Source organism: Microcoleus sp. POL10_C6 (genome assembly GCF_036701585.1).
GTDB lineage: Bacteria > Cyanobacteriota > Cyanobacteriia > Cyanobacteriales > Microcoleaceae > Microcoleus.
Genome location: NZ_JAUBRB010000035.1, coordinates 25,831 through 52,155 on the forward strand (window position 1 = coordinate 25,831; position 26,325 = coordinate 52,155).

20 protein-coding genes are annotated in these 26,325 nt (G+C 46.9%); 8 read left to right on the plus strand and 12 right to left on the minus strand.

The features are described 5' to 3' along the window. Nucleotides 1–103 precede the first annotated feature (103 nt). The 3 genes from QUA34_RS19240 to QUA34_RS19250 are packed head-to-tail and all read left to right on the plus strand — an operon-like array spanning nt 104 to nt 4,245. Nucleotides 104–436, plus strand: coding sequence for a hypothetical protein (locus tag QUA34_RS19240; RefSeq protein ID WP_333211487.1), 333 nt, complete (start codon nt 104–106; stop codon nt 434–436). 33 nt (nt 437–469) lie between these two features. Then, a complete protein-coding gene (locus QUA34_RS19245) occupies nt 470–2,548 on the plus strand; it encodes a dynamin family protein (protein WP_333388929.1) in 2,079 nt (692 codons plus the stop codon). Between the two features lie 14 nt (nt 2,549–2,562). After that, entirely contained in the window at nt 2,563–4,245 is a 1,683-nt protein-coding gene (locus QUA34_RS19250) for a dynamin family protein (protein WP_333322625.1), read from the plus strand. Here the strand turns inward: QUA34_RS19250 and QUA34_RS19255 are convergent. After that, complete coding sequence (locus QUA34_RS19255; RefSeq protein WP_333322623.1) at nt 4,212–5,504, minus strand: endonuclease/exonuclease/phosphatase family protein; 1,293 nt, start codon at nt 5,502–5,504, stop codon at nt 4,212–4,214. The genes QUA34_RS19250 and QUA34_RS19255 overlap by 34 nt on opposite strands. A gap of 109 nt (nt 5,505–5,613) precedes the next feature. After that, complete coding sequence (gene gloA2 / locus QUA34_RS19260) at nt 5,614–6,000, minus strand: SMU1112c/YaeR family gloxylase I-like metalloprotein (RefSeq protein ID WP_333259973.1); 387 nt, start codon at nt 5,998–6,000, stop codon at nt 5,614–5,616. Between the two features lie 277 nt (nt 6,001–6,277). On the opposite strand from gloA2, the gene ilvC reads away from it, so the two are divergent. Continuing rightward, on the plus strand, nt 6,278–7,327 hold the full coding sequence (ilvC, locus tag QUA34_RS19265; RefSeq protein ID WP_333043995.1) for a ketol-acid reductoisomerase: 1,050 nt from the start codon (nt 6,278–6,280) through the stop codon (nt 7,325–7,327). 850 nt (nt 7,328–8,177) lie between these two features. Here ilvC and QUA34_RS19270 read toward each other — a convergent pair. Continuing rightward, the gene (locus tag QUA34_RS19270; protein WP_333388930.1) at nt 8,178–9,836 is read right to left on the minus strand and encodes an alpha/beta hydrolase; all 1,659 of its coding nucleotides are present in this window, start codon (nt 9,834–9,836) and stop codon (nt 8,178–8,180) included. 75 nt (nt 9,837–9,911) lie between these two features. Here QUA34_RS19270 and QUA34_RS19275 point away from each other — a divergent pair, with 75 nt between their 5' ends. Beyond that, nucleotides 9,912–10,103, plus strand: coding sequence for a hypothetical protein (locus QUA34_RS19275; protein WP_333322618.1), 192 nt, complete (start codon nt 9,912–9,914; stop codon nt 10,101–10,103). A 359-nt stretch (nt 10,104–10,462) separates the two neighbouring features. Here QUA34_RS19275 and QUA34_RS19280 read toward each other — a convergent pair whose 3' ends face one another. Next, nucleotides 10,463–12,406 carry a cation:proton antiporter domain-containing protein gene (locus QUA34_RS19280; RefSeq protein ID WP_333388931.1) on the minus strand — a complete coding sequence of 648 codons (1,944 nt, stop codon included), beginning with the start codon at nt 12,404–12,406 and terminating at the stop codon, nt 10,463–10,465. On the opposite strand from QUA34_RS19280, the gene QUA34_RS19285 reads away from it, so the two are divergent. Continuing rightward, on the plus strand, nt 12,405–12,611 hold the full coding sequence (locus QUA34_RS19285; RefSeq protein WP_333388932.1) for a hypothetical protein: 207 nt from the start codon (nt 12,405–12,407) through the stop codon (nt 12,609–12,611). The two genes, QUA34_RS19280 and QUA34_RS19285, sit on opposite strands and share 2 nt — an antisense overlap. A 122-nt stretch (nt 12,612–12,733) precedes the next feature. Here the strand turns inward: QUA34_RS19285 and QUA34_RS19290 are convergent, their stop codons facing one another. After that, nucleotides 12,734–14,131, minus strand: coding sequence for an amidase (locus QUA34_RS19290; protein WP_333322614.1), 1,398 nt, complete (start codon nt 14,129–14,131; stop codon nt 12,734–12,736). Nucleotides 14,132–14,436: 305 nt separating this feature from the next. Here QUA34_RS19290 and QUA34_RS19295 point away from each other — a divergent pair, with 305 nt between their 5' ends. Beyond that, nucleotides 14,437–15,708 carry a type IV pilus twitching motility protein PilT gene (locus QUA34_RS19295; RefSeq protein WP_333211472.1) on the plus strand — a complete coding sequence of 424 codons (1,272 nt, stop codon included), beginning with the start codon at nt 14,437–14,439 and terminating at the stop codon, nt 15,706–15,708. Nucleotides 15,709–15,776: 68 nt separating this feature from the next. Then, entirely contained in the window at nt 15,777–16,577 is an 801-nt protein-coding gene (locus tag QUA34_RS19300; protein ID WP_333322609.1) for a circadian clock KaiB family protein, read from the plus strand. A 339-nt stretch (nt 16,578–16,916) separates the two neighbouring features. Here QUA34_RS19300 and QUA34_RS19305 read toward each other — a convergent pair whose 3' ends face one another. The 7 genes from QUA34_RS19305 to arsM all read right to left on the minus strand — a co-directional run bounded on the left by QUA34_RS19305 (nt 16,917) and on the right by arsM (nt 26,314). Then, entirely contained in the window at nt 16,917–18,557 is a 1,641-nt protein-coding gene (locus QUA34_RS19305) for a thioredoxin-like domain-containing protein (protein WP_333322607.1), read from the minus strand. Nucleotides 18,558–18,764: 207 nt separating this feature from the next. Continuing rightward, on the minus strand, nt 18,765–18,911 hold the full coding sequence (locus QUA34_RS19310) for a hypothetical protein (RefSeq protein ID WP_333322605.1): 147 nt from the start codon (nt 18,909–18,911) through the stop codon (nt 18,765–18,767). Between the two features lie 34 nt (nt 18,912–18,945). After that, entirely contained in the window at nt 18,946–20,277 is a 1,332-nt protein-coding gene (gene rppB, locus QUA34_RS19315) for a two-component system sensor histidine kinase RppB (protein WP_333388933.1), read from the minus strand. Nucleotides 20,278–20,328: 51 nt separating this feature from the next. After that, complete coding sequence (gene rppA / locus QUA34_RS19320) at nt 20,329–21,042, minus strand: two-component system response regulator RppA (protein ID WP_333388934.1); 714 nt, start codon at nt 21,040–21,042, stop codon at nt 20,329–20,331. Then, nucleotides 21,039–24,188, minus strand: coding sequence for an efflux RND transporter permease subunit (locus QUA34_RS19325; protein WP_333388935.1), 3,150 nt, complete (start codon nt 24,186–24,188; stop codon nt 21,039–21,041). The genes rppA and QUA34_RS19325 overlap by 4 nt, the downstream gene beginning before the upstream one ends. Before the next feature lie 103 nt (nt 24,189–24,291). After that, a complete protein-coding gene (locus QUA34_RS19330) occupies nt 24,292–24,954 on the minus strand; it encodes a hypothetical protein (protein ID WP_333388936.1) in 663 nt (220 codons plus the stop codon). Nucleotides 24,955–25,345: 391 nt separating this feature from the next. After that, a complete protein-coding gene (gene arsM, locus QUA34_RS19335; RefSeq protein WP_333322594.1) occupies nt 25,346–26,314 on the minus strand; it encodes an arsenosugar biosynthesis arsenite methyltransferase ArsM in 969 nt (322 codons plus the stop codon). Nucleotides 26,315–26,325 lie beyond the last annotated feature (11 nt).

A 26,325-nucleotide genomic window follows, 5' to 3' on the forward strand; every position in this document is an offset into this window, starting at 1 on the left:
CTCGACATGGGGGAAAAGGTGAGTTACAGTCGTAGAGAACTTATCGATCCGCAACATTGACAATAAATAACACATTTTTCCCGCGAAAAACAGGCTAAAATTTATGAATTCTCCTGACAACAAATCCCGAGAACTCCGGCGCAAAGAACAAGAACTGCGGAAGCGAGAACAAGAAATTCGGCTCCGCGAACTAGAAGCCGAAATCGACCGCTCAGTACCCGAACATCTAACAAGCAAGTACCAAGAACCAGACAGCCAAGTTAACGGCAAACTCAAACAGTGGCGCCGAAAAATTATAGCAGCCGCTCAATTTACAGGCATTGTCATTGCTGTTATCGTTGCAGTTCGCATAGCATCTTGGCTGGCAGCCGCGCTGATAGTGGGAGGCATTGCTTTCATAGCTTACAAAATGTTTATTGAAGAAGACAGAAGTTGAAAAGCTCAAGCACGAAACTATCAGGAAACACCCATGAACCTTAAAGTAGAAACTAGCAACTTTCTCAACGATTTAGAGCGCGTAGCCGCCGTCCGCCGAGAAATTGCCGATCGCCTCAGCAACATCGCCACAGCCATCAACCAATCAGAATTAGCAGCAGGAGAAGCATCGGGAAAACTCGGTTTAGAAACAGACAACGCTGACATTGATGTCGCCAGTAAAAACTTGCGCCAAGGAGTCTTTCGCCTGTTAGTGCTAGGTGACATGAAACGCGGAAAAAGCACTTTTCTCAATGCGTTAATCGGCGAAAACTTACTGCCCAGCGATGTAAATCCCTGTACAGCTTTGTTGACGATTTTGCGCTATGGTTCAGAAAAAAAAGTTACTGTTTATTTCAATGACGGCAAAAGCCCAAAACAGCTAGATTTTAAAAGCTTTAAACAGAACTACACAATTGACCCCGCTGAGGCAAAACGTTTAGAAGAAGAAAAGAAACCAGCATTTCCAGATATCGATTGTGCCGTAGTAGAATATCCCTTACCTTTGCTGGAAAAAGGCATAGAAATAGTAGACAGTCCCGGACTAAACGATACAGAAGCCCGCAACGAATTATCTCTCGGTTACATCAACAACTGCCACGCTATTTTGTTTGTACTCAGGGCAACTCAGCCTTGCACCATGGGTGAAAGACGTTATTTAGAAAATTACATCAAAAATCGCGGATTGAGCATTTTCTTTCTGATTAATGCTTGGGATCAAGTGCGGGAAAGTTTGATTGACCCGGATGATCCTGAAGAATTGGCAGAAGCAGAAGGGAAACTGCGACGGGTTTTTCAAGCTAATTTGGCTGAATATTGTTTAACCGAAGGACATGATATTTACGACGAGCGAGTGTTTGCAATTACCTCCATTAAGGCGCTCAGGTTGCGGATGAAAAACCCGGATGCGGATTTGGCAGGAACTGGTTTTCCCGAGTTTATGGTGGCACTGAATACGTTTTTGACGCAGGAAAGGGCGATTTCAGAATTGCGTCCGGCGAGGACTTTGGCGCGTCAAATTTCTGCTCGTGTCCGCGAAGCTGTTGGGCGCAGATTACCATTACTCGATCGCGATGTCAATGAGTTGAAGGAAAAGATTAATTCAGTTGAGCCGGAGTTTAAAAAACTGACTCACATTCGCGATGAGTTTCAACAAGAAATTATCGAAGTTAGAGATAGTAAATCGCGGGCGATCGCAGATTCTTTCCGCGCCTACGTTCTCAACTTAGAAAATACCTTTGAAACAGACTTTTTGCGGTATCAACCGGATCTAAAATTTCTGGATTTCTTCAGCCAAGGCAAGCGAGAAGCCTTTGAAGCATCGCTCAAACGAGCATTAGAGCAGTACATCAACGACAAATTAGCAGCTTGGACTCTCACAGCAGAACAAGAGATGAATTCAGCATTTTCGCAGCTATCGAAAAGTGCGGCAAATTACGGAGCATCTTACACGAAAGTGACTGAAAAAATCACCGAAAAACTGACCGGGCAAAAAATACCAGCAGCAGTCAGCAACTCGAACGAAGATAACTCCCCAGCTTGGGCAAAATGGGCGATGGGATTGTTCTCGTTAACGACCGGAAATCTGGCGGGCGTAGCAATGGCAGGAGCTGGTTTTGACTGGAAAAATATCCTGCTTAATTTAATCACTGTGTTGAGCGTCAGTACGATTTTTGCTAGTTTGACCGGGGTTGTTTTGGGGCCGCTATATTTAGCTTTGTTGGGGATTGGTGTTGGCGTTTTGCAAGCAGACGGAGCTAACAAACAGTTGGTGAAAGCGGCAAAAAAAGAGTTGGTGAAATATCTGCCGCAGGTGGCTCAAGAGCAGTGGCAGCCGATTCACGATGCTGTGAAAGAGTGTTTTGATGTTTACGGGCGAGAAGTGGGCGATCGCATGAATGCGGATATTAATTCTCGGAAAGCTGAGTTAGATAATTTGCTGGAGCAAAAGGAATCTCGCGAGATTAATTGTCAGGCTGAATCTGAGCGGTTGAAAAAATTGGAGGCTAATGTTTCTGCCGAGTCGCAGAGTATTGAATCGCTATATCAAGCTTTCCTAGCATCAGCTAGATGAAATAAAACAACAATATGCAACAAACCGAAATTTATCAAGACCTGACCGACTATCTCAAATCAGCACTGGGTATTCTCGAACTTGACAAAAACTCCCAACTGTATCGAGATACCACCTCAATCTGCGACTATCTAGCCAAACCAACTTTTCAAGTTGCTGTCTTTGGCCCGTTTAATTATGGCAAGTCAACTTTGCTCAATGCAATGCTTGGAAATCGGGCTTTGCCGATCGACCTCGTGCCCACTACAGGTGCTGCCATTTATGTCAACTACGGCGAGGAATTGCACGCAAAAATAACCCTGAAAGACGGCACGGAAATTAGCGAACCGGGGACTGATGTTCTGAAACGCTACGCCATCCTTGACGACGCGAGACAAATGCGGGATGATGTCGCGGCCGTGAATGTTTACTGTCCCCATCCATTCCTGCAAACCGGTGTGGAATTGCTGGATTTACCGGGAACCAACGATCGGGAAGAACAGGATAATTTGGTTCGGGATAAATTGCTAACGGCTGATTTAGTTGTGCAGGTTTTAGATGCTCGCAAATTGATGACTTTAGGCGAACGGGAAAACTTGAGAGATTGGTTGAGCGATCGCCACATCAACACTGTCGTCTTTGTTGCCAATTTTCTCAATCTACTCGAACCAGACGACCAAAAACAAGTTTACAATCGCTTGTTGTTTGTTGCCGAAAGTTTTCGCTCGAACTTGCCGACCAATATCAGCAATATCTACCGCGTCGATGCTTTGCCGGCTTTGAGGGCGAGGCTGAAAGGAGATGTGGCGGCCGCCCAAACTACAGGAATTGCCAGCTTTGAATCGGCTTTGCAAAGTATTGTGGCAGCTCAACAGGAACAACTAGCAGTTAAGTTGCCCAGAATTGAAGCTATAGCTACTAAAATTTGCCAATCTCTCCGAGCCAAAGCTGAAACTGTCACCGCAGAAATAGCTGCTGCTCAACAAAAGCACAAAGACAAAATTGAAATTAAACAAAAAGCTGAAAAATTGATATCAAAAGGCTTTCAAGCCAGCGTTTCTGACTTCGAGATTTGGCTTTACCAGCCCACACTTTTGCAGCGGTATCAATCGGAAATGGCGCTGTCGCTTCAGGAAGGGAGTTTTGATGCGTGGAAGCTAAAATTTCAGCGAGAGGTCTTACATCAGCAGCAAACCATCGCAGAATGGGTAAATAAAGCTTGCGAATTCTTTGAGAAAGAACAGCCGATCGCCCTTTTGATTTCGTTTCCCCCAGCCCCACAAGTCAGCTTACCCGAACCGCCGCCACCTCCACCGCAAAAGTCGATCGAGGGCGAAGTGGCTCCAGTGGCGATCGCCACCGGCTTAGGTTGGCTATTGGGCGGGCCTGTGGGAGCCGCAGTAGTCGGCGGTGCTAGCTATATTTTGAATAAAAGAACAGGGTATGAAAAGCCGCCTGAATCGTCTGAAGCTTATCTAAATCAAGTAAAGGAAATTTGCAGCGAGGCTGCTAAAAACTATCTCGCTCGCTTCAGCACCGATACTTTTTCCATGCTGCAACACTACAAGGAAATCGCCGGAAAAGTTATCAGTTTTCAAGACAGCAAAGAACCGCTACAGACAAATATTCAGCAATACCAGATACAGTTAATCAATAATTTGTTAGAAAATATCGAATCCTGCCTTCAAATGACCAAATCTGTAATTAACGGCAAATGATCCGAACCGACATTTCGGCCAGTACGAATCTTTAAAACACCAATTTCTTTGCTGACTAGAAAGTGATCGATCGGAATATAAGCCAGCGGCATAAAAGTCGGCCAAGTAGGTAAAATGCCAAACCCCGATCGCGCATTTCGCAAATTTCCGGTTTTTACCATATTTTTGTAGAACGGCGACCACATTGTGGTATTTAAATCCCCAACCACAATCAGCGGATTTTTTATTTGGGCTGCATACTCGCCGATGGCTGCTAGCTGTTTATTGCGATTGATAAAACTCTCCTGTTTGACTGGCACAGTCGGATGAGCAAGAATCAGAGAAATGATTTTACCTTGAAATTTAACATCCGCCGACAAGCTCTTTCTTCGCGTTGAAAAGGCTTTAACCGAAGAATTTTCTAAAGGCAGCTTGCTGTATATTGCACTGCCAAATCTCTCAGATTCTTGCTGGGTAGAAGAGTAAGGAAAAATCTCGCTTAAAACCGATAACTGTTTTGCCCAAGTTGAGTTGACTTCCACAAAAACCGCGATATCAGGTTGTTCTGCTTTAACCAGCGATATCACCTCAGAATATCGCCGATTAGCCCTTAAAACATTTGAATGCAAAATCCGCAAGTTGTGTCCGGGAGTTGCTCCGGCAACTGCTGGCGCTGGAAAATACCAAGGAACAATTTCCGCCAAATTAATAATAATGCAAAATGCGCTCACCAACAACCATATTTTTTTTGAGCGCACCAGAGCGAAGAATATAAAAGTAGAGAAACCCAGCAGCAGATATTGTAGTTTAAAATGAGAACTCAATTCAAAAAAAATGTTGAATTGTCCTAAATAACCGACTATTGACAATACGGCATTGACAGTTGCTGCGATAATAAACCATTTTAAAATTATGTGCTTCAAGCTAATGTTTTTGTTGGGCGTGCTGTGCATCACCGCCCATTTGAGCTTAATTTTGAGGTCGTTGGTAATCGGCAATTTATCAATTTCTATTACCAGTTGTTCTGGCTGTTCCAACTCGCACCGCTTTTGATAAAACCTCACTAGCAAGCTATCTACCACAAAATAACTAACAGAATTGGCAACAAATCCTACAAATACCAACACACCTAAACCGATCAGCATACCAAAGGAACCGCCGACTTTGACCAAACCCGACCAAACGGCTGCATCACCTGTTTTTCCTGTAGCTAATATGGCGATAAAGAGCATTAAAGTCGGCAATCCGATGGTGATTGTGTTTCTGATTAATCTGTCCATTATACAATTTTATATTTTATATTTTAGAGGGAAATGAATGATGCAATTTCTATAGTCAGCACTACGGACTGGTTGACTTAATAACGGCTTGACAAAATAAATAGACTCCTTAATTCTCATATATTTCTAATGGTAAGTTGTCGGGGTCTCGGAAAAATGTAAACCTTTTTTCGGTAATTTCGTCAAGGCGAATTTCTTCTACTTCTACTTGTTGGGATTTTAAGTAAGCAACTGATGCTTCTATGTCCTCAACTGCAAAAGCTAAATGTCTCAAGCCACAGGCTTCAGGATTGTTAATTCTTTCAGGAGGATGGGGAAAGGAAAAAAGCTCGATGGTGTCGCCGTTTCCGACTCGCAAATCTAGTTTGTAAGAATTCCTCTCGGTTCGGAAAGTTTCTTTGATAATGGAACATCCCAATACTTCTACATAAAATTTTTTCGAGGCTTCGTAATCCGAGCAAATAATCGCCACATGATGTATTGCTTTTATTTTCATCTGAAAAAAGTTAGTTATAGCTGAAGGAAGAAGGAAGAAGGAAGAAGGAAGAAGCAGTAACAGCAATGGTTTCAGCCATTAAGAATGTCAATAGCGTCGGGCGCGGTTGCTATAGTTGGGTTTTTTTTCAACAGCACAGCACGCTATTGACAATTATATTTGACGATCGCAGACTCTGCCAGAAACCCTGCTAAATTCAGCGCGATCGCCCTTTATTTTCCCCCTTCCAAATCTTAATCTAAAAATTTCTGCAAAAAAAGTACCCTACTTTGATAAAATGAGAGTTTTGCAGTCAATCACCCAATTTGCATCTCAGGAGACAAGGATTATGGCCCGTATGTATTACGACACCGACGCGAACCTAGACCTCTTAGCCAACAAAACGATTGCTATCATCGGCTACGGTTCCCAAGGACACGCCCACGCGCTTAACCTCAAAGACAGTGGCATGAATGTCGTTGTCGGTTTGTATCCCGGTAGCAAATCTGCCGCCAAAGCAACCGACGCGGGTTTAACAGTTCACCCGGTAGACAAAGCAGCCGCCGCCGCTGACTTCATCATGATTTTATTGCCCGATGAAGTTCAAAAAACTATTTACAAAGAACAAATCGAACCGAACCTTTCCGAAGGAAATGTTTTAGCATTTGCTCACGGTTTTAACATTCACTTCGGCCAAGTTGTTCCCCCTGCCAATGTAGACGTAGTAATGGTTGCCCCCAAAGGCCCCGGACACTTGGTGCGACGGACTTACGAACAAGGGGAAGGTGTTCCGAGTTTGTTTGCAGTATATCAAGATGCTTCCGGTCAAGCGCGCGATCGGGCAATGGCCTATGCTAAAGGTATCGGTGGCACCAGAGCTGGCATCCTGGAAACCACTTTCCGCGAAGAAACAGAAACGGATCTTTTTGGCGAACAAGTAGTTTTGTGCGGCGGTTTGAGCGCATTAATTAAAGCTGGATTTGAAACTTTAGTTGACGCCGGATACCAACCGGAATTAGCTTATTTTGAATGTTTGCACGAAGTTAAACTTATCGTTGACTTAATAGTAGAAGGAGGTCTCGCCAAAATGCGCGACAGCATCTCCAATACCGCAGAATACGGCGATTTAACTCGCGGCCCCCGCATCGTTACGGATCAAACCCGCGCCGAAATGCGGAAAATTCTCAGCGAAATTCAATCCGGTCAATTTGCCCGCGAATTCGTTCTGGAAAACCAAGCTGGCAAACCAGGTTTTACCTCCATGCGCCGTCAGGAAGCAGAACATCCTATTGAAGAAGTTGGTAAAGATTTGCGAGCTATGTTTAGCTGGTTGAAAAAGCAAGCCTAATCAATTTTAGATTTTAGATTTTAGATTTTAGATGGGAAGACCAATCTAAAACAGCCCTGGAGGCATAACCTCTATCTGTAGGGTGTGCAATGCACACCTTACCGCTGGGAGGAAAATCTAAAATCTTAAGTTTAATCGATTACAGATTAGAGAGTGGATAAAAAATCTCTAATCTACAATCCAAAATCTAAAATCGTACTGTTGGGTTTCGCTTCGCTTAACCCAACCTACAATACTACAAGAAAATGGCTAGGTATTGTTAGAGAAACCGGGTTTGTCGTTGGTAGCTCAAAACTATCGACTCGGGCTAGGACTTTTTTGCAATTTATCAATATCCTGTTGCCTTTTCTCGTTGAAATCTCTCGGCCTCAACCAATCTGGCCACAACCCGACGAAGAACTTTCGGCTTGCCACGCTAGTATCTCTTACAGGTTTGGGGAGAAAAGTTAAAGTGTCACCGTAAAGGGTAAATAGGGCTGCCAACAGAAGCAATAACGGGATAAGATTTTTTTTAGGCATCGCAGTTTGGGAGTAGAGTTTGTGGAAGCAGTTTGTTATATTTTGCCCTTGCACGGAAAAAATATATCAGAAACAGCTTAAGAAAAAAATACACCCTTCGGGGCTAAGCGGCCGCCCATACAAAAGGAAAAGCTGCTAGTCGTAATATCGTTTCCGCTGACATCGGAATCATAATTTTCCGAGTGCCGTGGGAGCTTCCCGTGTGGCTCCGTGCTCTCAGGAGCGACCGAGAAGACGCACTCAATTATAATTTCCATGTCACCTTATTTGATATTACTACAACTCTTAATAATTAGTTATTAGCTGAGGACTAATGATTAATTACTAATCACTACTTATTCCCTTTAAGAAAAGTTTGCACTACTGCATTAGTTTCAGAGGAAATTTCTGTTACTAGCCGCACCGGGATTGCCGATGTGGAAGCAAATTGCGCGTATTCTGGTGTTAGAAAAACTGCATATTTATCAGCTTCAGCAGTTAGTTGCGCGGCGGTAGCCAAACTTACAGCTTTAATATAATTGCGTATGCTAACAGCTTGGTCGCCGACTACTTCATCCCCGGTAATTACTGTACTCGGTCTACGAACCTGGTTTAAAGTTGTACTGGGATCTTTGACACTTAAATGGGTTCCTCCTACCAAACCAACTAGCCATTTAGGAGATGGAATTTTCGGAAAGCCTGCAATTTGTTCGGCTAAGGCGGGAGTTGTTTTGTCCGCAGAAGATGCTACTATTAAGGTGGGAATTTGAATTGCACTTAAACCCGTTTCTCCAAATAATAATGATGTGATCGGATTCATGGCGATCGCCCTTTTAATCCTCCCATCCCGCAATTGATACCGTTCTTCGGGCAATCCGGCCGCCGCGCACTGAATGCCTTCGCCTAAGCTGAACCCAATCAAATCCCCCTGACACCTTTGTTTGAGTGCGCTCAATTGCAGTTCGGCGCCGGCCAAGGACAAGGCTGTAGCGCCGCCAAATGAATAGCCAATTATTACCCATCGGTCGATCGCAATTTTCCCCTGCAAGTTATCATCAGTTTGGTTCAATTTTGTCAGTTCGTCGAGTACAAAACTGATGTCTTTGGGACGGTCTAAAAACTCTTGAGGAGCTAGCAAGGGACACTTCCCCGCCATCGCAGCATTGGTATTTGTCTCGTTGCTGCCCGGATGTTCTAAAGCTGCTACTACATAGCCGTGAGACGCCAAATGCTCGGCTAAGTAGCGCAAATCGGTGCGGACGGAACCCAACCCGTGAGAAAAGACGATCGTCGGTTTGTCGGCTGTCGCAGCTTCCGACAAGTACACATCAACTGGAATAAGTCGATTGCGGACACTATCTTTCAAATCTAGCGCCCGTACCTGCACCAAATTAGGGCCGGGCTGGGTTGGATCGAAAGGCAGCTTAAACGCGGGTTTAACCGCTGCTAACTGAGGTGCGATCGCCGCCATAAAGCGCTGAGTTTGCCAAAAACTGGCATTCATATTTCCCAAAACTGTGAAAGCTCGATCGAGATCCACCACTACTCGCGAGCTCGGATAAGATTCAATGAAACTCAATACCGATAAGCCTTCCGGCGCGTTTGCTCCCTGCACCAAAGCCGCTCGCAGCGCTTCCACACCGGCACCGTCGCGCCTGGGTATCACTGTAGTCAAATCCGTCAGGATGGCAGTCCCGATGCCCGTATTTAGCAAGTTGCTCAGACCTACTACATTGAGGGGAATTTTCGCTTGCAGCGCCCGAAAAATTTTACTCCGCTGTTCCTCAGACAGGAGATTGGCATAAGCTTGCAGTCTGGCGGGGACTTTTCCTGTTTCTGCGAGTTCGCGCAAATCCGCCACCGATATTGACGATTCTAAAATACCTTTGCGGACAACAACCGTTTCTGCTGCTTTTACAGAGGATGTCGCGCCACTCAAAGGGCTGATCGAAATCGAACCCAAAACACTCGCCACTGAAGAAAACCATCTGAAATTTGGTCTGATGCTCATTTTTACCTTATTGAACTAGAGGGGGTAGATCACCATATTCTCAAAATTCTCCCAGATACCGAGATATTGTTCTAGATGCCGAGAAATTGCCTCCATCGGGGTGCGATCGGCAAAGCCTCTACGCATATTTACTGGCCGATCGCACATTCCGTACCTAAGTGCACTTCTTGTGCGGGTGCTAATGATGATGAGTTGAAGGATTTTTTAATCGGCAGCCCAAAAAATACCAACTTCGCGAGTGAAAAGAGCGATGTAGTGTATTTCTGAACCGCGCAAGGGTGCGGAAATTTTGCTAGCAATTCCGTTGGATTAGGATTAAATATAAGACTTACACAATTGTCAGAAACAGGGCTTAAATTTTAGGTATGTAGTTGCGCTTGTGCGCTCTTTCTTAGCTTAGGAAAGAGCGAGTCTATCGCAACTCTAGCGGTTCTCAAGCGTGGTGAGGTATGGGGGCGAACCCTATGCCCTATGCCCTATGCCTATGCCCTATGCCCGCCAGAGCACCTCATGTTACTGAGAAAGGCTATACATACCTTTGTTTAATTTGCCCGTTGGCTTTAGTCCTAAAATATTAACCGCAGATGAATGCAGATTCATAACATAATCTGCGGTTAAACTCTTCCTCAAGATACAGGAAAATAAACAACAAGCATCGAAATGTTTTGGTGAGTGCGGGCGATCGCTTCCGGTTCTTTGAGAGTTCCCGGTTTTTCCCACAAATTTTGTTGCTGAGAAATTGTTGTTAAAATCAGCAAATCGTGTTCTAACAAATTCTGCGAAACTAACTTGATAAAATTTCCCCGAACCCGATTTACTGGTATCTCAGAGAGAATTCCCACCTCCGCCGCACTTTGGTTGCTTTGTTCCCGTTTTGTCGCCACCAACAACACTTGCAAACTCGCCTTGAGTTCCTCGGCCAAACTCTTAGCAATATCCACGGTTTCCTGAAATCCAAACCGAGTCAACTCGCTGTCAGTTACCGCCAAAATAACTCTGGCTGTATTCTGGAGAGGATCGGGAAATCGAGCAATCAGTACGGGTACGGACGATCGCCTTACCACATTGTCAATGATGCTGCCAAAAAAATTGTCGCGAGTCGTAGAAAATCCCTTCCAACCGCAAACAATTAAACTAGCCTCGCGTTCGGTTGCACTCCGTAGGATTCCGCGATCGATCGCATCATCTATCCTCGCGATCGGTTCAACCGCACAAGCAGCCGCATGGGCGACAGTTTCCGCAGCCGTCAAAAGTTGAGTTTGCTGCATTTTATCTGCCGGTGAAATTGCTTCCCCGCGATCGGACAAAATATGCAGCGGTAGCAAAGTTCCCTGAGATGTTTTTGCTAAAATCAAAGCCAAACGCAGCAAATTATCTTCCGTATTCGGATTAGCAACAGGGACTAAAACTCGCTGTCCCCATGAATGCTTTCCCGAAGTAGCAGTCGGCAAACTCGACCCCGGCTGCTGCATTTCTTGACCCCACCGAGATACAATCCAAGGAGAAGCGACACAAGTTACTAAAATCATGGCAATGATGCCGTTCACCGTTACGCGATCAACCAATTCAATGTCAAAAGCAACCGTAATTGCAGCCAAAGTAGAAGCAGCTTGAGCAACAGAAAGACCGAACATTACCATAATGTTCGGAAACTCAAAACCAAATAATTTCCCCGGTAGCCAAGCTGCCAAAAACTTGCTTACCACCTCTGCTAAAATCATCACCGCCGCCACCAACAAAGACTGTGGCTGCTTCACCAAAATTAGCGGGTCAATTAACATCCCCACAGAAATCAGAAAAAACGGCACAAACAGCGTATTGCCAATAAACTCAATCCGATTCATCAGCGGACTCATTTTGGGAATAATTTGAGTAATGGCAATTCCCGATAAAAATGCACCAATAATTGCCTCAATCTCAATTAGTTCTGCTGCGTAAGAAACTAGAAATAGGGTAGCCAGTACAAATATAAATTCGGCATTCTCGTCGTGGCCGAATTTCTTAAAGAACCAGCGACCGATTTTGGGGACTCCCCACAAAGTAGCAAAAGTATAGATAGCAAGAGATGGAATGAGAACCAGCCAAAAATCGAGCGTGAGATTTCCTTTGTAAGCTTTGACAACAATTGCCAGCACCAACAGTCCCAACACATTGGTAATTAAAGTTCCGCCCAAAGTCGCAGTAATAGTCTGAGTTCGCATCAATCCCAATTTGGTGAGAATTGGCAGCGCTAAAAGCGTGTGCGTAGCAAAACAAGAAGCGACTAAAATTGCAGCCAGCCAGCTATATCCCAACAGCAGCATTGCTCCTGTCCCCAATATCATCGGTAGCGAAAAAGTAGCCAGCCCAAATATGACCGCTTTGTCCGCATTGAGTTTGAGGTCGTCGAGGCTAGTTTCCAGTCCCGCTAGGAACATTAAAAACAGCAATCCTACAGTACCTAACAAAACAATAGTAGCGTCCCGTTGCAGCAAATTGAGACCGTTGGGCCCTACAATTACGCCAGCAATAATTAAACCGACTATTCCCGGCAGTCGCAAGCGCTCAAATACCAGCGGTGCGATTAGCATGATTGCTAAAAGAACCAGGAAAACGGGAACGGGAGCGGTAATCGGGCCGGAAGTTAACATGAATGTCACCCTAAATATTGGCAGCGAACTGCTACCATATTTAAAAGGAAATAATCAAAATGTCTATCAATCTAAAGAGGTATTATCAATAAATTACAGCGTAATTGGTAATAAGTATGACTGGGCGATCAACTCGGTTTATTAGTCAAATATGGGATGGCTGACTAGAAAATTCTGCAATAAACCGGATTTTTTGTTCGCCGCGCACAAGTCCTGATTTGGCATACCCATAAAAAAGGGAAACGTGCTTTTATTTCTTGCTCTTCCCTATTTAAAATCTAAAACGGGGAAAGGTTTCGCCGCTTCCATCTGCGCCGCTAAAGCAATTAAAGTAGCTTCCGCCGCAGGCCGCCCGATAATTTGAATTCCCACGGGCAAACCGTTGTTATCTAAAATGGCAGGAAGTGCGATCGCAGGCAAACCACTAGCATTAAACGGCGGACAAGGAGCAACCCAATTAATAATTCGCTGCAAAGTTTCTTCAAAGCTCAAATCCGCCCACTCCCCAACCCGGATTGGCGAGTGCATATAAGTCGGCAAAACTAACACATCAAATTTTTCAAAGAATCCCACAATCCGCCGTGAAATCACCTGCATTTGATTCACCGCCCGCAAATATTCCCCAGCGGAAATAGTTCTTTCTAACAGCCAGCGATTCATCGGTTCCAAAGCAGGGCCTGGAATGCCGCTTGCCGCCGCCCCAGACTGCCAAATTGCGATAAACGGTTCGATTAAACCCGTAAAATCAGGACATCCCGGTTCGACATCGTGACCCAAATCTGTCAGTAACTTGACGGTTTCGAGTACCGCTTGCTGACAGATAGCCGAAGCCTCGCCCACAGGGGAAATACTGGTAGAAAAAGCAATTCGTAGCTTGCCTAACTCTTGAGTGGAAGCTTCTAAAAACGTCGGATTTGAATCTGGTAGCCAGTACGGATCGCCTGTTGTGTAGCCTGACATTACATCCAAAAGTGCGGCGGCGTCAGCTACAGTGCGCGCCAGGGGGCCGTTGGCAGAAATGCCGCTGAGGTAATCTCCGACGGGGGCCCAGGAAACTCGCCCCCGGGATGGTTTAATGCCCACTAAACCGCAGCAGGAAGCTGGGCCTCGGATCGAACCGCCACCGTCTGAACCTTGGGCGATCGCGCATAAACCCGCCGCTACAGCCGCCGCTGAGCCGCCGCTGGAACCTCCGGGCGTATACTCTAAATTCCAGGGATTGCGCGCCCGCAGGAAACCTGGGGGTTCGGTGTAAGGCAATGAGCCAATTTGAGAGGTTGCTGTTTTGCCCAGAATGTTAAATCCCGCTGCTTCGATGCGCCATACCACTGACTCGCTGTAGTTAGATATGTTATTCACCAAAGCTTGAGTGCCATAGGTACAGGGAACGCCGGCAACTGGTGTCAAGTCTTTAATCGCAATTGGTACTCCGAAAAAAGGTGGCAATTCCTGTGGCTTGTTTAAGCCAGCTAGTTGCTCGGTTTGAGATTTAGCCAGGGCGATCGCCCGATCGGCGCTTACTGTAAAATAACTGCCAAGCTGAGGGTTTAATCGATCGATCCGTTCCAAGTAAAGATTGACAATTTCTAAAGGCGACACTTCCAGGGCGCGAATCGACTTCGCCAACTCCAGAGCAGGAGTAAAAGCCCGATCGACAGAATTCATCCGTTTAACTCCTTAATAGTTTGGCAAAGTATAATTTAATACTGTTGAGTTGCTGCAAACTCTTTTCCTTAAGAAATTTATCCAAAAAAGTCAAAAGTCCATATGTGATCATATATCGAGAGTGATGGCATCCTCCAATTGGCAGAATATTTCCTTAGTAGTGCAGCACTACGACCCTATCTTGGGATAGACTGAGAACAACAGTTAAGCTTTTGTGCAAGACGCGCACAATGGCGATCGGCATTGTTCAACTCCCACAAATCATCTGTTCGAGTCAGCCTTCTCACCAACTTAAGGTAGCGCATATGACACAACAGCATCCGCCAGCTCCTCGCCCGCCCGTACCCGGAGCCCCCCCACCGCCAGGAATGCCCCGCCCTCCAGCTCCAGGGATGCCCCCCAGAGCAGCAGGAATGCCGCCAGCACCGCCGCCTGCCGCACCAGCACCAGCAGCGCCACCCGCACCAGCGCCGCAATCCTTCGCCACACCTAAAAGCCAGAGCTCTAGCAGCGGCGGAGTTCCGAGTTTGAAAGAGCTAGTAATCCGAGCCAAAGATGAAGGAGTATCCGACCTTCACCTCGGAGTAAACGAAGTTCCCCGCTTCCGCACCCGGGGCGAGATTGCCGACATCGGCTATCCACCGACCGATTTAGATACGTTTTTTGGCTGGTTGCGGGAGTGCATGAGCGATGAAGAAATTGAAATTTTCCAAAAAACTCTAGACTTTGACGGCGCTTTCGACTTCGGGTTCGTCCGCATTCGGATTAGTTGCATGGACTCCTTGGCCGGCCCGGCAATGGTGCTGCGGCTAATTCCTGCCAAAATAATGACACTGGAGGAATTGAAACTGCCGGAGGTCTTTAGAAAAATATGTGGCTACCACAAAGGGCTGATTTTGGTAACAGGCCCGACAGGTTCGGGTAAGTCTACCACCTTGGCCGCGATGATCGACTACATCAATAAGAATAAAGCCTACAACATCATCACGATCGAAGACCCCGTAGAATTCGTACACGAAAGCAAAAAATCCTTGATTAAGCACCGGGAAGTCGGCAGGCACACCCTCAAGTTTATGAGCGCTCTCAAAGGCGCTCTGCGACAAGACCCGGATATGCTGCTAGTAGGAGAAATTCGGGACAGAGAGACGGTGGAAATCGCCCTCAAAGCCTCTCAAACCGGTCACTTAGTTGCAGGAACCCTGCACACCAACAGTGCGGTTAAGACCCTGAACCGGATTCTTGATATGTTCGGGGCGGAAGAACAGGATGCCATACGGGTTTCAATTTCCGAATCCCTAGTGGCGATTATTGCTCAACTGCTGTGCAAAACCACAGACGGAAAGCGGGCTGCTTTCCACGACGTTATGATCAATACCGACGTGGTTAAGGAATACATTCTGAAGGGCCAGAATGAGGAAATCAATCAAATCATGATCAAAGATACTTATGAAGGCATGACGACGATGAATAAGTCGCTCTACGGCCTTTATCAAGAAGGTCGGATTACTGAAGAACTTTGTGTAGAGAACTCGCCGTTTCCGAACGAAATGGCTCAGATGCTCCGAGGTCGAGTTTAAAGGTCGAGTGTTAACAGTTAACTGTTAACAGTTAACTGTTAACTGTTAACAGTTATTGGTGTACTGAATTGAAAGTCGATCGCCCGATTTTGCCAGAAATTTTTAAAGGCATTGCGCTGTTTACACCAGGGGGAGACTTAATCTATTGCATAGACCCGCACAAGCAAACTCGCTGGCATTTGCAGTTGTGCGTAGCTCTACAGGAGCTCCTCGGTTTGTCGGAACCCCCGCATTTTCTGATACCTTGCTACACGGCAACCGTTGACTCCTGGCTCGATCCAGGCGATCGGCAGGTGCGGGTTGTTGCCGAGGCTTACCCCCCCGTGCTGCGACATCAAACGCTGCTGAACGCCATTTTTGGGACTGGCGACTTAGTGTGGCATCCCCGGAGCGAAGAAATGTGCGAACCGATGGCGATTGCTACTTATCACGAAGAATTCCCCGAACTTTGGGAAAATCACGACTTAGTTGTACAGTATGCCAGCCCCGAAGCTCGATCGGACTGGAGCAGTTCCATAGTAACTCCCTTGGGCTTTCCGCAAGCGCAGCAAACTCGGCTTCCCAAACCAACAGCACTCACCCCACCGCCACAAACTCAAGGGTACGTTTTGCGTCTGTTTGTTTCCGGCAGCAACCCCAGCACCGAACGCACCCTAGAAACTTTACACCAGTTTTTAGAGCAATGCCTCGATCGTCCCTACACTTTAAAAGTAATTGATGTTTTGAAACATCCAGACCAAGCTGAGGCAGATCAGATTTCAGCAACTCCTACTTTGATTAAAATCTGGCCGAAACCCGTGCGACGAATTGTCGGCGAATTGAACGATGATGAAAAAATAGTGCGGCTGCTGAGCTATTCGGAATTTTAGATGGGGGCGAGGATTTTTGCGATTATTTAATAGGGGCGATCGCGGTTTTAGTAGCGATGGAATTAACAACATTTAGTAATTCAGTCCTAGACGCAAAAAGTGGTGTGGCGTTCTACTTGTATCGGTTAGGTGTTATGGGGCTGTACACCCTAAATATAGAGGTTCTGCATCCATGAGTGAATTGCGGGTGAGGAACTGCACTTACCGCGAATAATTAGGTTAACTTACTTTGCTGAAAAATTGCGGTAAGGTGGGCCGAAGAGCACCCTACCTTACCACAATCAATCTGGTAATCAGGAGAATTGAAAACCGTGCCTGATGTCAAAAAGGTCGATCGACTTAATCAGGAACACAAACCTCCGGAGCGCACAAACTGGGGAAATCCAAAGTTGTGACTTCCAGCGTATCCAACTCAACTTTCCGAATTACATGATTGTTCGTATCAGCAACAAACAAATGAGGCCCGATCGCACTCAACCCTGAAGGTTCAAAAAATCGAGCCTTGAGACCTTTAGCATCAACCAAACCTGCTGTACCATCTCCAATCATTGTTCTGCACGTACCGCCCCGGTGGTCGATCCGCTTAATTTTGTGATTATAAGTATCAGCCACCCAGAGGTAATTTTGAGCGTATTCAACACCCAAACAGTGCTGCAACCTTACCTCCTCAGCGCGACCATCTTTATCCCCAAAACCAAACAATTCACCGCTACCGCAAACAGTGCGAACCTTCGGGTCTTCATCTATACCCACAGCACGAATCGAACTAATTTCGCTGTCGGCAACAAACAACTCCGATCGATCCGTAGACAGGCCACTGGGCTGAGAAAAAGCAGATTCTGCAAGATTCCCGTCAACACAGGATTCTCGGCCAATACCTGCATAAGTGCCGATCGTGCCAGTGTCTAACTGCATTTCCCAAATTTGGTGGGAACCCGCCATTGCAATAAAAAGTCTATTTCCAACTCTTTCTAAATCCCAAGGCGAATTCAATTGCGTTTCTAAAGCCTTGCCGCTGCGGGGTGAAATTTCGTGACTTTGTTCGCCCGTACCAGCAACAGTTTCTACCCGTTGAGTGGTAAAATCAATCTTTCTGAGAGCATGATTTTCCGTATCAGCAACATATAGAATTTGACTTTCTGCATCAAAAGCCATACCTTGAGGTGCAAAAAACTCAGCCTCTTCAAAGTCCCCGTCAGTTAAACCCGGTTTGCCGCTACCGATGACGTGCAGCACTTCACCTTCGAGGGTGCTGACAACAATCCTATTGTGTCCAGAATCGGCAATAAATAAGCAAGAACCGACTAAGTTTTGTATGACTGAATTAGCAGGCCCTGGCAATACAGTTTCATCTACAGATTCATTTTCCTGACTCATTTCGCCCAAAAGCGCAACCTGTTGGTGAAGGTGTTTTGCCTCCGTTGCAGCGATCGCAAATGCCAGCACTTTTCCGGGAAAAGCCAGCGGTGTTGATACAGGTTTGCGCTGTTTTTCTAAGCTAAAACGCAGTTGTTTAAAGTTGAGCGCATTTTTATCTTTGTATTCAGCAATTAACTTGCCAACTAACTCGTCAAGTGCTTCTCTATTGCCTTCGCCGGAAACAAACCCAACGACATAACTTTCAGGATCGATAACCATTAAAGTCGGCCAAGCGCGAACCGCGTAGCTTTGCCAAACTTTCATGCCGCTGTCAACGATTACAGGATGTTCGATATCGTAGCGGAGGATAGCTTGGCGGATGTTTTCTACTTCTTTTTCGTTTTCAAATTTAGCCGAGTGAACGCCGATAACCGTGAGGGAATCTTTATATTTTTGTTCGAGGTATTTTAAGTCTGGGAGGACGTGCAAGCAATTGATGCAGCAGTACGTCCAGAAGTCGAGGAGGACGACCCGACCTTTTAAGGATTCAATGGATAAAGGTTTCTCGGTATTTAGCCAGGGGTAGTTTCCGGGGAATTCTGGTGCTCTGACGCGAGGCATGGCATCTCCTGGGTAGGACGTGAATGATTTTTTTACTTCTTTAATTTAGCGGGAAGTTTCGCAGGATGGGAAGAAAGCTGATTAAATCAGGGTTTTTGGACATAGGCAAGATGCGAGTGCGACAAGAGGGGGGCGAGGGGGGCGATCGCGTGAGAGTTTTCTTGATTAGCGATCGCTGCTGATACCTTAATTGAAGGCTGTTGCGGTCTAAAGTACCAAATTGGCGAGAGATTTATCTAGCTTGTCTCTGCTGATATTTTCCAAAATAAGCAATACTCCGTTAATTTTGGTCGGGTCGATCGCACTTACGATCGAGTTAACCCACAGATTGATATTCTGCGGTTCTCCTTGCAAAGGCAATCTTGACGCGATCGCAGTAATATTGTTCTCATTTGAGTGGTAGACGGATTGTAAATGTACTGCCTTTTCCTAACTCACTCTGGACTTGAATGCTGCCTTGATGAGCCACTGCGATCGCACTTGCAATCGATAGCCCTAATCCAGCACCACCCGTGGCTCTAGAACGATCGCTCTGCACTCGGTAGAAACGATCAAAAATTCGCGTTTGCTCGGCTGGGGCGATACCAACACCCGTATCTTGAACTTGAATTATGGCTTCCTTGTCGGTGCAATCGAGGATGGCAAGGATTAGCCCTCCTGGGGGAGTGTAGTTAATCGCGTTGGTAATTAAATTCGTCACCATTCGGTAAAGTTGGGCTTCATCCCCAAGAATTACAACGGCTCGCGAAGCACGAATTTCTAACTTCAATTCCACCTCAGCCACCATTGCTAAACCTGCAAGTTCTTCTACTAAATCGCCGATCAGATAGTTGAAACAGCAATGCTGCAATTGAGTCGGAATCTGTTGTTGCTCAATTCTACAAATAAACAATAAATCTTTCACTAACCTAGAAAGGCGGATGTTTTGTCGTTCAATAATATCCAGGTTTTGACTAACCTCCGGTAAATCTTCAGCCTGACGAGTATCCTCAACAGTAGTCTGAATGACAGCCAGAGGCGTTCGCAATTCATGAGCGGCATCGGAGGTGAATTGTTGCATCTGGCGATAGGACTGATAAATTGGTCGCATCGCTAATCCAGATAACCACCAACTAGCTCCTCCCACTAGCAGCATGACCAAGGGTAAGCCTAAAAAGAGCAACAATTGCAAGGTGTTAAGATAGGCATCCCATTCTTTGAGCGATCGCCCAATTTGCATATAACCCCAAGGCAAACCGCTGTTTGTTCTTAGTAATAGAGAAATTTGATAAAAGCGATCGCCATTAGAAAGATGCAGAATTTGCCAAAACTCTTTTGGTGCAAAGTTTTCTAATACATCCGGCTGCTCTCCAACCTTCCCTAATATTCGCCCAGATTGGTCTAAAAAGCGGAGATAATATCCCTCCTGCTGAAACACCCTAGCAGTATGTCGCGCCCCGTTATTGCCTGAAGAGTAACAGTTTTCATTCCACAGACATAAACCGGGCAAAATAGTTTTCAAGCTGGATGAAAGCTGTCCCGGTTGTTGTAATTGTGGTTCGATAGTGTCATGCAGCGTTCCGGCTAAGGACTGTAGTTTTTCCTGGAGGATGTATCGCTGCGTGTGAAACACAACCTGATAGACTGCAACACCGCATATACCTAACAACAACCCAATGACGATCGCATACCAACCCGCAAGTTGCCAGCGCGTGCGGTTAAATAGCTTGTTGGATCGCATATTATTTGTTGACTGTTGACTGTTGACTGTTGACTTCTTCCTTCTACTTAGTTACTTGTTCAAGCGATACCCGAATCCATGAACCGTTTCAATCATCCCGTCGCAGCCATAATCTGCCAGCTTGCGGCGCAACAGACGAATTCTAGCAGCAACTACATTGCTCATCGGGTCAGTATCAACATCCCACAAACGAGTCAAAAGTCGATCGCGCGTGAGGATTTGGTTCGGATGCTGCATGAAATATTCCAGTAACCGAAACTCATTAGCCGTCAGAGGAATCACCCTTAGCTGTCCTTCGTCATCCGTAGTGCAGATGATGGATTTAGTATAGTCAAGCAGCAATCGCCCCACCTCAAGTTGGGCAGGATTGAAATGGGGTGAGTTTTCTGGCGACAAACTCCGTCCCCGTCGCTGAAGAGCCCGCAACCGGGCTAACAATTCTGCTTTAATAAACGGTTTCATCAGATAGTCATCAGCACCCGCATCTAGCCCTGCCACCATATCTTCCGTGCGATCTTTTGCCGTCAACATCAAAACGGGTAAAGGATTATTCTGCTGGCGCAAGCGTTGGCATAGTTCGACGCCAGAGATTTCCGGCAGCAACCAGTCAAAAATTGCAACCGTGTACTCGATCCATTGGTCTTGCAGATAGTTCCAAGCAGTTGTGCCATCCTGCACCCAATCCACCAGGTACTTTTCGCGGCTCAAGGTGCGTTGCACAATGGCACCCAAATCGGGTTCGTCTTCCGCCAGCAGAATTCTCATTTAATCGTTACCTCATCTCCTGTCGTTGGTGGCTGCTCCACGTTGTAGTTTCTCAGATCGGGCACTTTCATCACCCGTTTAGGCATCAGAAACTTCCCAAATCGAGCATACAATGCAGGTAGAACCAGTAGGGTGAGAGCAGTTGAGGTAAAGAGTCCGCCGAGGACGACGATCGCTAGCGGCTGCAACAATTCCTTACCAGCCCCACCGCTTAAAACCAGGGGAATCATGCCCAATGCCGAGGTGAGTGCTGTCATCAGAATCGCCAGCAACCGTTCCATCGAGCCTTCGACAATGACTTTGGGAAGTGGCATTCCTTGTGCCAGTTTGGTGTTGTAGTTGTCTACAAGCAGCAACCCATTGCGCGTCGCTACGCCAAACAGGGTAACAAAGCCCACCATTGACGGAACTGAGATAACGCCGCCCGTCAGCAGGACTGAGATAACACCGCCAACCAGGGCTAATGGTAAGTTGATCATAACCATCAGCATGGCAGGAACGGATTTCACCGTGAAGTACATCAATACTGCGATCGCTAGCACTGCTAATATTCCGAAAATTAGGAAGTTTTGAGCAGCCCGTTGTTCCGACTCATACTGTCCGCCGTACTGAATATAGTAGCCCTGGGGCAGTTGCACCGATTGCTTGACCTTGGCGCGAATGTCACCGACGACCGAAGCAACATCGCGTCCCTGTACGTTGGCTGACACTACAATTAAACGTGAGACATTTTCCCGGTTAATCGTGTTCGGACCATTGCCAAAGTCAACCTTTGCTACCTGCGAAAGCGGGATGATTTGACCTGTTGGGGTATTAACTTGGAGGTTGCGAATCGTGTTGAGATTGCGACGGGCTGATTCGTTGACCCAAACCAACACATCGACCAACTGTTGACCATCCGGCACCTGACCAACCACGCGACCATTCAGGGCTGTTTCCGTGAAATCGGACAATTGGGCGATCGTCAATCCGTAGCGAGCGGCTGCATCTCGGTTAAATTGAATTTGTACTTGACGGATCGGTATTTGGGGCTCAAGCTGAAGGTCTACCAATCCCTTCACGTCTTTCATTGTCGTTTCGATTTGTTCTCCAATGCGGCGTAGTTCTTGTAAATCGTTGCCGAATACTTTAATGGCGATCGCACTCCTGACCCCCGACAACACTTCATCCATCCTGTGACTGATAAATCCACCGACATTGGTGGCAACTCCCGGAAACTGACCCAATGCCTCCCGCAAGGCTTCAATCGAGGCAGCACGGTTTTGCATCGCAGCTTCACTCAGTTCCACGTCCAAGTGTGCCAAGTTCACCGATGCGGCATCCGGGTCGCCCGGAGCACGCCCTGCCCGGAGTTGTACTGATTCAAATCGGCGGTCATCCTTAAGGGCGGTTTGAATCGCTAAGCCAACGCGATTGGTTGCTTCGAGTGAGGAACCCGGATAAAGGGCGATCGCATTCATCAGCGATCGTTCCTGGAACGTTGGCAGAAAATCCCGTCCTAACGTCGGCACAATCAACATTGCCGCCACCATTGAAGCTGTGGCCAATCCTAAAATTAAGGTAGAGCGACGCATCGCCATTCGCAGCAACGGATCGTAAAGTTGTTTAGACCACCGGGCTAGGAATGGTTCTGTCGTCTGCATCCGGCTGTGGGGCAGCAGAATGGCACACAATGCAGGGGAAATTACTAGGGATTCCAGGCTGGAGATGATGACCACCACCAGATAGGCAATACCCATTGGGGTGAAGATCCGCCCCTCTACCCCAGAGAGTGTGAAAATCGGTGAAAAGACGATAATCCCAATTAACGTCGCTCCAATCAGCGACTCGCGCACCTCCTGAGAACCCTCAAAAATAATCTCTAGTGGTGGCTGGGGATTGGGCGAGAGGCGATTTTCCCGTAAGCGGCGATCGGTATTTTCGCAGTAGACGATCGCATCATCCACTGCTGTCCCGATCGCCACTACCAATCCGCCGAGGGTCATGGTGTTGAGTTCCAGCCCAATCCAGGAACACACTAACAGCGAGAACAGTAGCGTGAGAAAGAAATCCAGCAAACAGATGGTGAGGGTGCGCCAGTTCATCAGAAAGGGAATCAGAATGGCTGCGACAATCAAACTGCCTTCGATCAAGGCCGATCGCACATTACCAACCGAGGCATCAATGTAGGCATCTTGCCGGAAAGTGACATTCGCCTTCACATCCTTGGGTAAGCCCGGTTTAATTTCCTCCATCGCCTCGATGATGGCTTGCGTGACGGTGGGACTATCCACCAAAGGTTGCTTGTTGACCATCACGACCACAGCCCGTTTAGTATTCCAACTGGCATCGCCTCGCTGGAGTGCAGCCCCAATCTTCACCTCTGCCACATCCTGCAGTAGAATCGCTTTTCCTTCCTGCACCTTGACGACCGCTTTTTGCAAATCTTCGATGTTCTGGATTTGTCCCTCGCCCCGAATCACCAATTCTCGCTCGGGGTCAATCAACAATCCACCGGCGGTTTTGGCATTTGCCTCGTTTGCCGCCTTGACGACTTCCTGAAGGGAAACCTTCAACGCTTTGAGTTTTTCAGGATTAGCAATAACCTGAAACTGCTGAATTTCTCCGCCGTAGACTAGCACTTGCGATACGCCTGGAACTGCCAGCAAGCGATTGTTGATTTTGCCATCCACCAAACGCCGTACTTCCATGATCGATGTAGTGTCTGACGTGAAGGCATATTGAATCACCGTCCCGATGGGGGGAGCTAGGGGCGATATCTGCGGTGTACCTATGCCTTCTGGAAGTCGGTCTTGCGCGTCCTGCAAGCGCTCTGCCACGAGTTGACGAGCTTGATAGGGGTCAGTTCCCCACTTAAACACCACCCGCAATACCGAAATTCCTACGGCTGAGGAGGTACGGACGACTTCAACTCCTGGTGTTCCGTTGACCGCACTTTCTAGCGGTAACGTCACCAACGATTCCACCGCTTCCGGCGCAAGACCGGGGGCTTCGGTCTGTACTTCTACTTGAGGGGGCGCAAAGTTGGGCAACACGTCGAGGGGCATTCGACTTACAGTATGCAGGCTCCAGATGGTTAGGGCGATCGCCCCGAACACCACTAACCATCGTTGAGCAATAGACCATTTGGGGATGACGTTTAACATAAGGATGACATTTGGATAGCATGAGGCAAGCTTTTAGGAGACGGAGTAAAGAGATTTACTCACTCGCGATCGACTGTTACCAAAAATCTTGGTTTTTGAATGTCTACCGATCCTTGCCTTTTAACCCAAAGAGGGCGAATCCACCCACCAGTAAAACTCCTGCGCCTGCTACCCACATCAAAGGTGACGATCCTTGAGCAGGCTGCGTTTCTGCTTGCGATGTAGCGGCCGATGCTTGCGATGTAGCGGGCGATGTAGCGGGTGATGCCTGCGTTTCTACTTGCGATGTAGCGGGTGATGCCTGGGTTTCTGCCTGCGGTTTACCTCGCAAGGCCTCGGAGTACAAAAGCGTTGCCCCCTGCATCACAATCTGATTTCCCGGAACTAAATTGCCTTCTTTAATTTCCACCACATCTCCAGAGTCGGTACCAGCCTGAACTGAGATGGGTTTGTATGTCGTTCCCTCTTGGATGTAGACGAGCTTTTGCCCATTGGCATCAATCAAACTGGTGCTGGGAATTTTTAGAATACCTCCATCGGTCGTGGGGGCGATCGCCTCTGTCTTAATTCCCAATGCTGCCGCCTTATTTGCATCGACCTCAATGGGTTGCATAATCTTCGCCGCATCGCCACCTGCAAACTCGTTGTCATGCCCAACGTGCGCCAGCAGGGGAGTTGGAGCCGTCCACAACATTAATCCCAAAACAAAACTAGATCCGTAACGGACGATCGATAACAAACTTGAATTTAAATATTTCGATAGCATGGAAATTTCCTCCTCACATTTAGCGAACGAGTGTGATGAAAACAGCCACTCCTCTCAAGAGCAATCTATTCCTTACTTCAGAGTTGTGAACCTTCTCCCGCTAGGATGTCAGGGGGAAATAAAAATTTGATGAAAATTTGAGTCGAAGTCTAAAATTAGATACCTCTAAGCTGTTGCGGCCTTTAAATTGTATGTCAAAAAAAATCAAAGTCTTGTGGGGAGTAGGGTTGGGCGTCCCGCCCGCCCTGAATATACAATTCAAATGCGCGACAGCTTATACCATTGCTCACTAACATGAGGTGAAAAGAGGGCATAGGAAGCGCCCACACCTCACTTCTTTGAGAAATGCTCTATTCCCCAAAGATTACAGCCACATTATTCCGAAATAAATCTAACAGCAACCGCCGCCGTTATAATGCCAAGTCGAATCAGTAATTAACACCTTATCCGGCATCAATCCCCCCAACTTCCCAGCAGTTTTATCGCAGACAGCCGCCGGAACTCCCCGCTGCAAAACGTGGCCTGCCCCGTCATCAAACAGCTCTTCAGACCCCGTATAAATCGCCGTCTTGCCAGTGAAAATGCAAGCTCCGTCATCCGGTACATCCACTTTGAAAGACACCGAATCCAGGCTTTCTAACAGCAAATCCGCATCCAATTGATAATTGTGTTTGTCCAGCAATCGGTAAGGACGGCGCGCCCGCACTTCGACTTGCCCAAAACCAACGTCTACAAGGTGTTGAACGTATTCTGCGTAGGTCAGAGCGCCCGACAAACACAAGGCCCGCAAGCGTTCGTCTTGCTTCAAATGCTGCGGAATTGGCCGAGTTGCGATCGGATCGCTCATCAACAATCTACCACCCGGTTTTAACACTCGATAAGTCTCTTTTAATGCTTTAGCTAAATCCGCAGGTTCAAAAATATTAAACAAGCAATTTTGTGCGACAACATCTACAGAAGCATCCGGCACTGGCAACGCAAAAGCATCGCCTTCTATAATTTCCACAAAACTAGCATCAAACCAATCATTTTCGTGGGCGGCAATTTGTAAGTTTCGTGCAGCCGCATCTCGCATTGCTGGAACCGGATCGACGGCAATAACCGCTCCTTTGTGTCTAGAAAAATATGCAAATTGTAGTGCTTCCAAGCCGCCGCCGACGCCTACATAAAGCACGAAGGGATTGCCTACAAGTTCGGCGGCGTGAACGGTTGTGCCGCAGCCATAATTCATTTCTTGCATTTGTTCGGGAATTTTTAATCCTGGCAATTGCAAGGGGCTGCTTTGGACGCAGCAAAGTCCGATTTGGGGTGTTTCAGCAACATCGCTGTAGAATTTGGCTGCTGTTTCGAGGTAGGTCATTTTTTAGTGTC

What these genes read in the sequence shown, in the direction of transcription:
- QUA34_RS19240 (WP_333211487.1), top strand. Translation starts at nt 104, where the DNA reads ATGAATTCTCCTGACAACAAATCCCGAGAACTCCGGCGCAAAGAACAA.
- QUA34_RS19245 (WP_333388929.1), top strand. Translation starts at nt 470, where the DNA reads ATGAACCTTAAAGTAGAAACTAGCAACTTTCTCAACGATTTAGAGCGC.
- QUA34_RS19250 (WP_333322625.1), top strand. Translation starts at nt 2,563, where the DNA reads ATGCAACAAACCGAAATTTATCAAGACCTGACCGACTATCTCAAATCA.
- QUA34_RS19255 (WP_333322623.1), bottom strand. Translation starts at nt 5,504, where the DNA reads ATGGACAGATTAATCAGAAACACAATCACCATCGGATTGCCGACTTTA.
- gloA2 (WP_333259973.1), bottom strand. Translation starts at nt 6,000, where the DNA reads ATGAAAATAAAAGCAATACATCATGTGGCGATTATTTGCTCGGATTAC.
- ilvC (WP_333043995.1), top strand. Translation starts at nt 6,278, where the DNA reads ATGAGAGTTTTGCAGTCAATCACCCAATTTGCATCTCAGGAGACAAGG.
- QUA34_RS19270 (WP_333388930.1), bottom strand. Translation starts at nt 9,836, where the DNA reads ATGAGCATCAGACCAAATTTCAGATGGTTTTCTTCAGTGGCGAGTGTT.
- QUA34_RS19275 (WP_333322618.1), top strand. Translation starts at nt 9,912, where the DNA reads ATGCCGAGAAATTGCCTCCATCGGGGTGCGATCGGCAAAGCCTCTACG.
- QUA34_RS19285 (WP_333388932.1), top strand. Translation starts at nt 12,405, where the DNA reads ATGATTGCTAAAAGAACCAGGAAAACGGGAACGGGAGCGGTAATCGGG.
- QUA34_RS19280 (WP_333388931.1), bottom strand. Translation starts at nt 12,406, where the DNA reads ATGCTAATCGCACCGCTGGTATTTGAGCGCTTGCGACTGCCGGGAATA.
- QUA34_RS19290 (WP_333322614.1), bottom strand. Translation starts at nt 14,131, where the DNA reads ATGAATTCTGTCGATCGGGCTTTTACTCCTGCTCTGGAGTTGGCGAAG.
- QUA34_RS19295 (WP_333211472.1), top strand. Translation starts at nt 14,437, where the DNA reads ATGACACAACAGCATCCGCCAGCTCCTCGCCCGCCCGTACCCGGAGCC.
- QUA34_RS19305 (WP_333322607.1), bottom strand. Translation starts at nt 18,557, where the DNA reads ATGCCTCGCGTCAGAGCACCAGAATTCCCCGGAAACTACCCCTGGCTA.
- rppB (WP_333388933.1), bottom strand. Translation starts at nt 20,277, where the DNA reads ATGCGATCCAACAAGCTATTTAACCGCACGCGCTGGCAACTTGCGGGT.
- rppA (WP_333388934.1), bottom strand. Translation starts at nt 21,042, where the DNA reads ATGAGAATTCTGCTGGCGGAAGACGAACCCGATTTGGGTGCCATTGTG.
- QUA34_RS19325 (WP_333388935.1), bottom strand. Translation starts at nt 24,188, where the DNA reads ATGTTAAACGTCATCCCCAAATGGTCTATTGCTCAACGATGGTTAGTG.
- QUA34_RS19330 (WP_333388936.1), bottom strand. Translation starts at nt 24,954, where the DNA reads ATGCTATCGAAATATTTAAATTCAAGTTTGTTATCGATCGTCCGTTAC.
- arsM (WP_333322594.1), bottom strand. Translation starts at nt 26,314, where the DNA reads ATGACCTACCTCGAAACAGCAGCCAAATTCTACAGCGATGTTGCTGAA.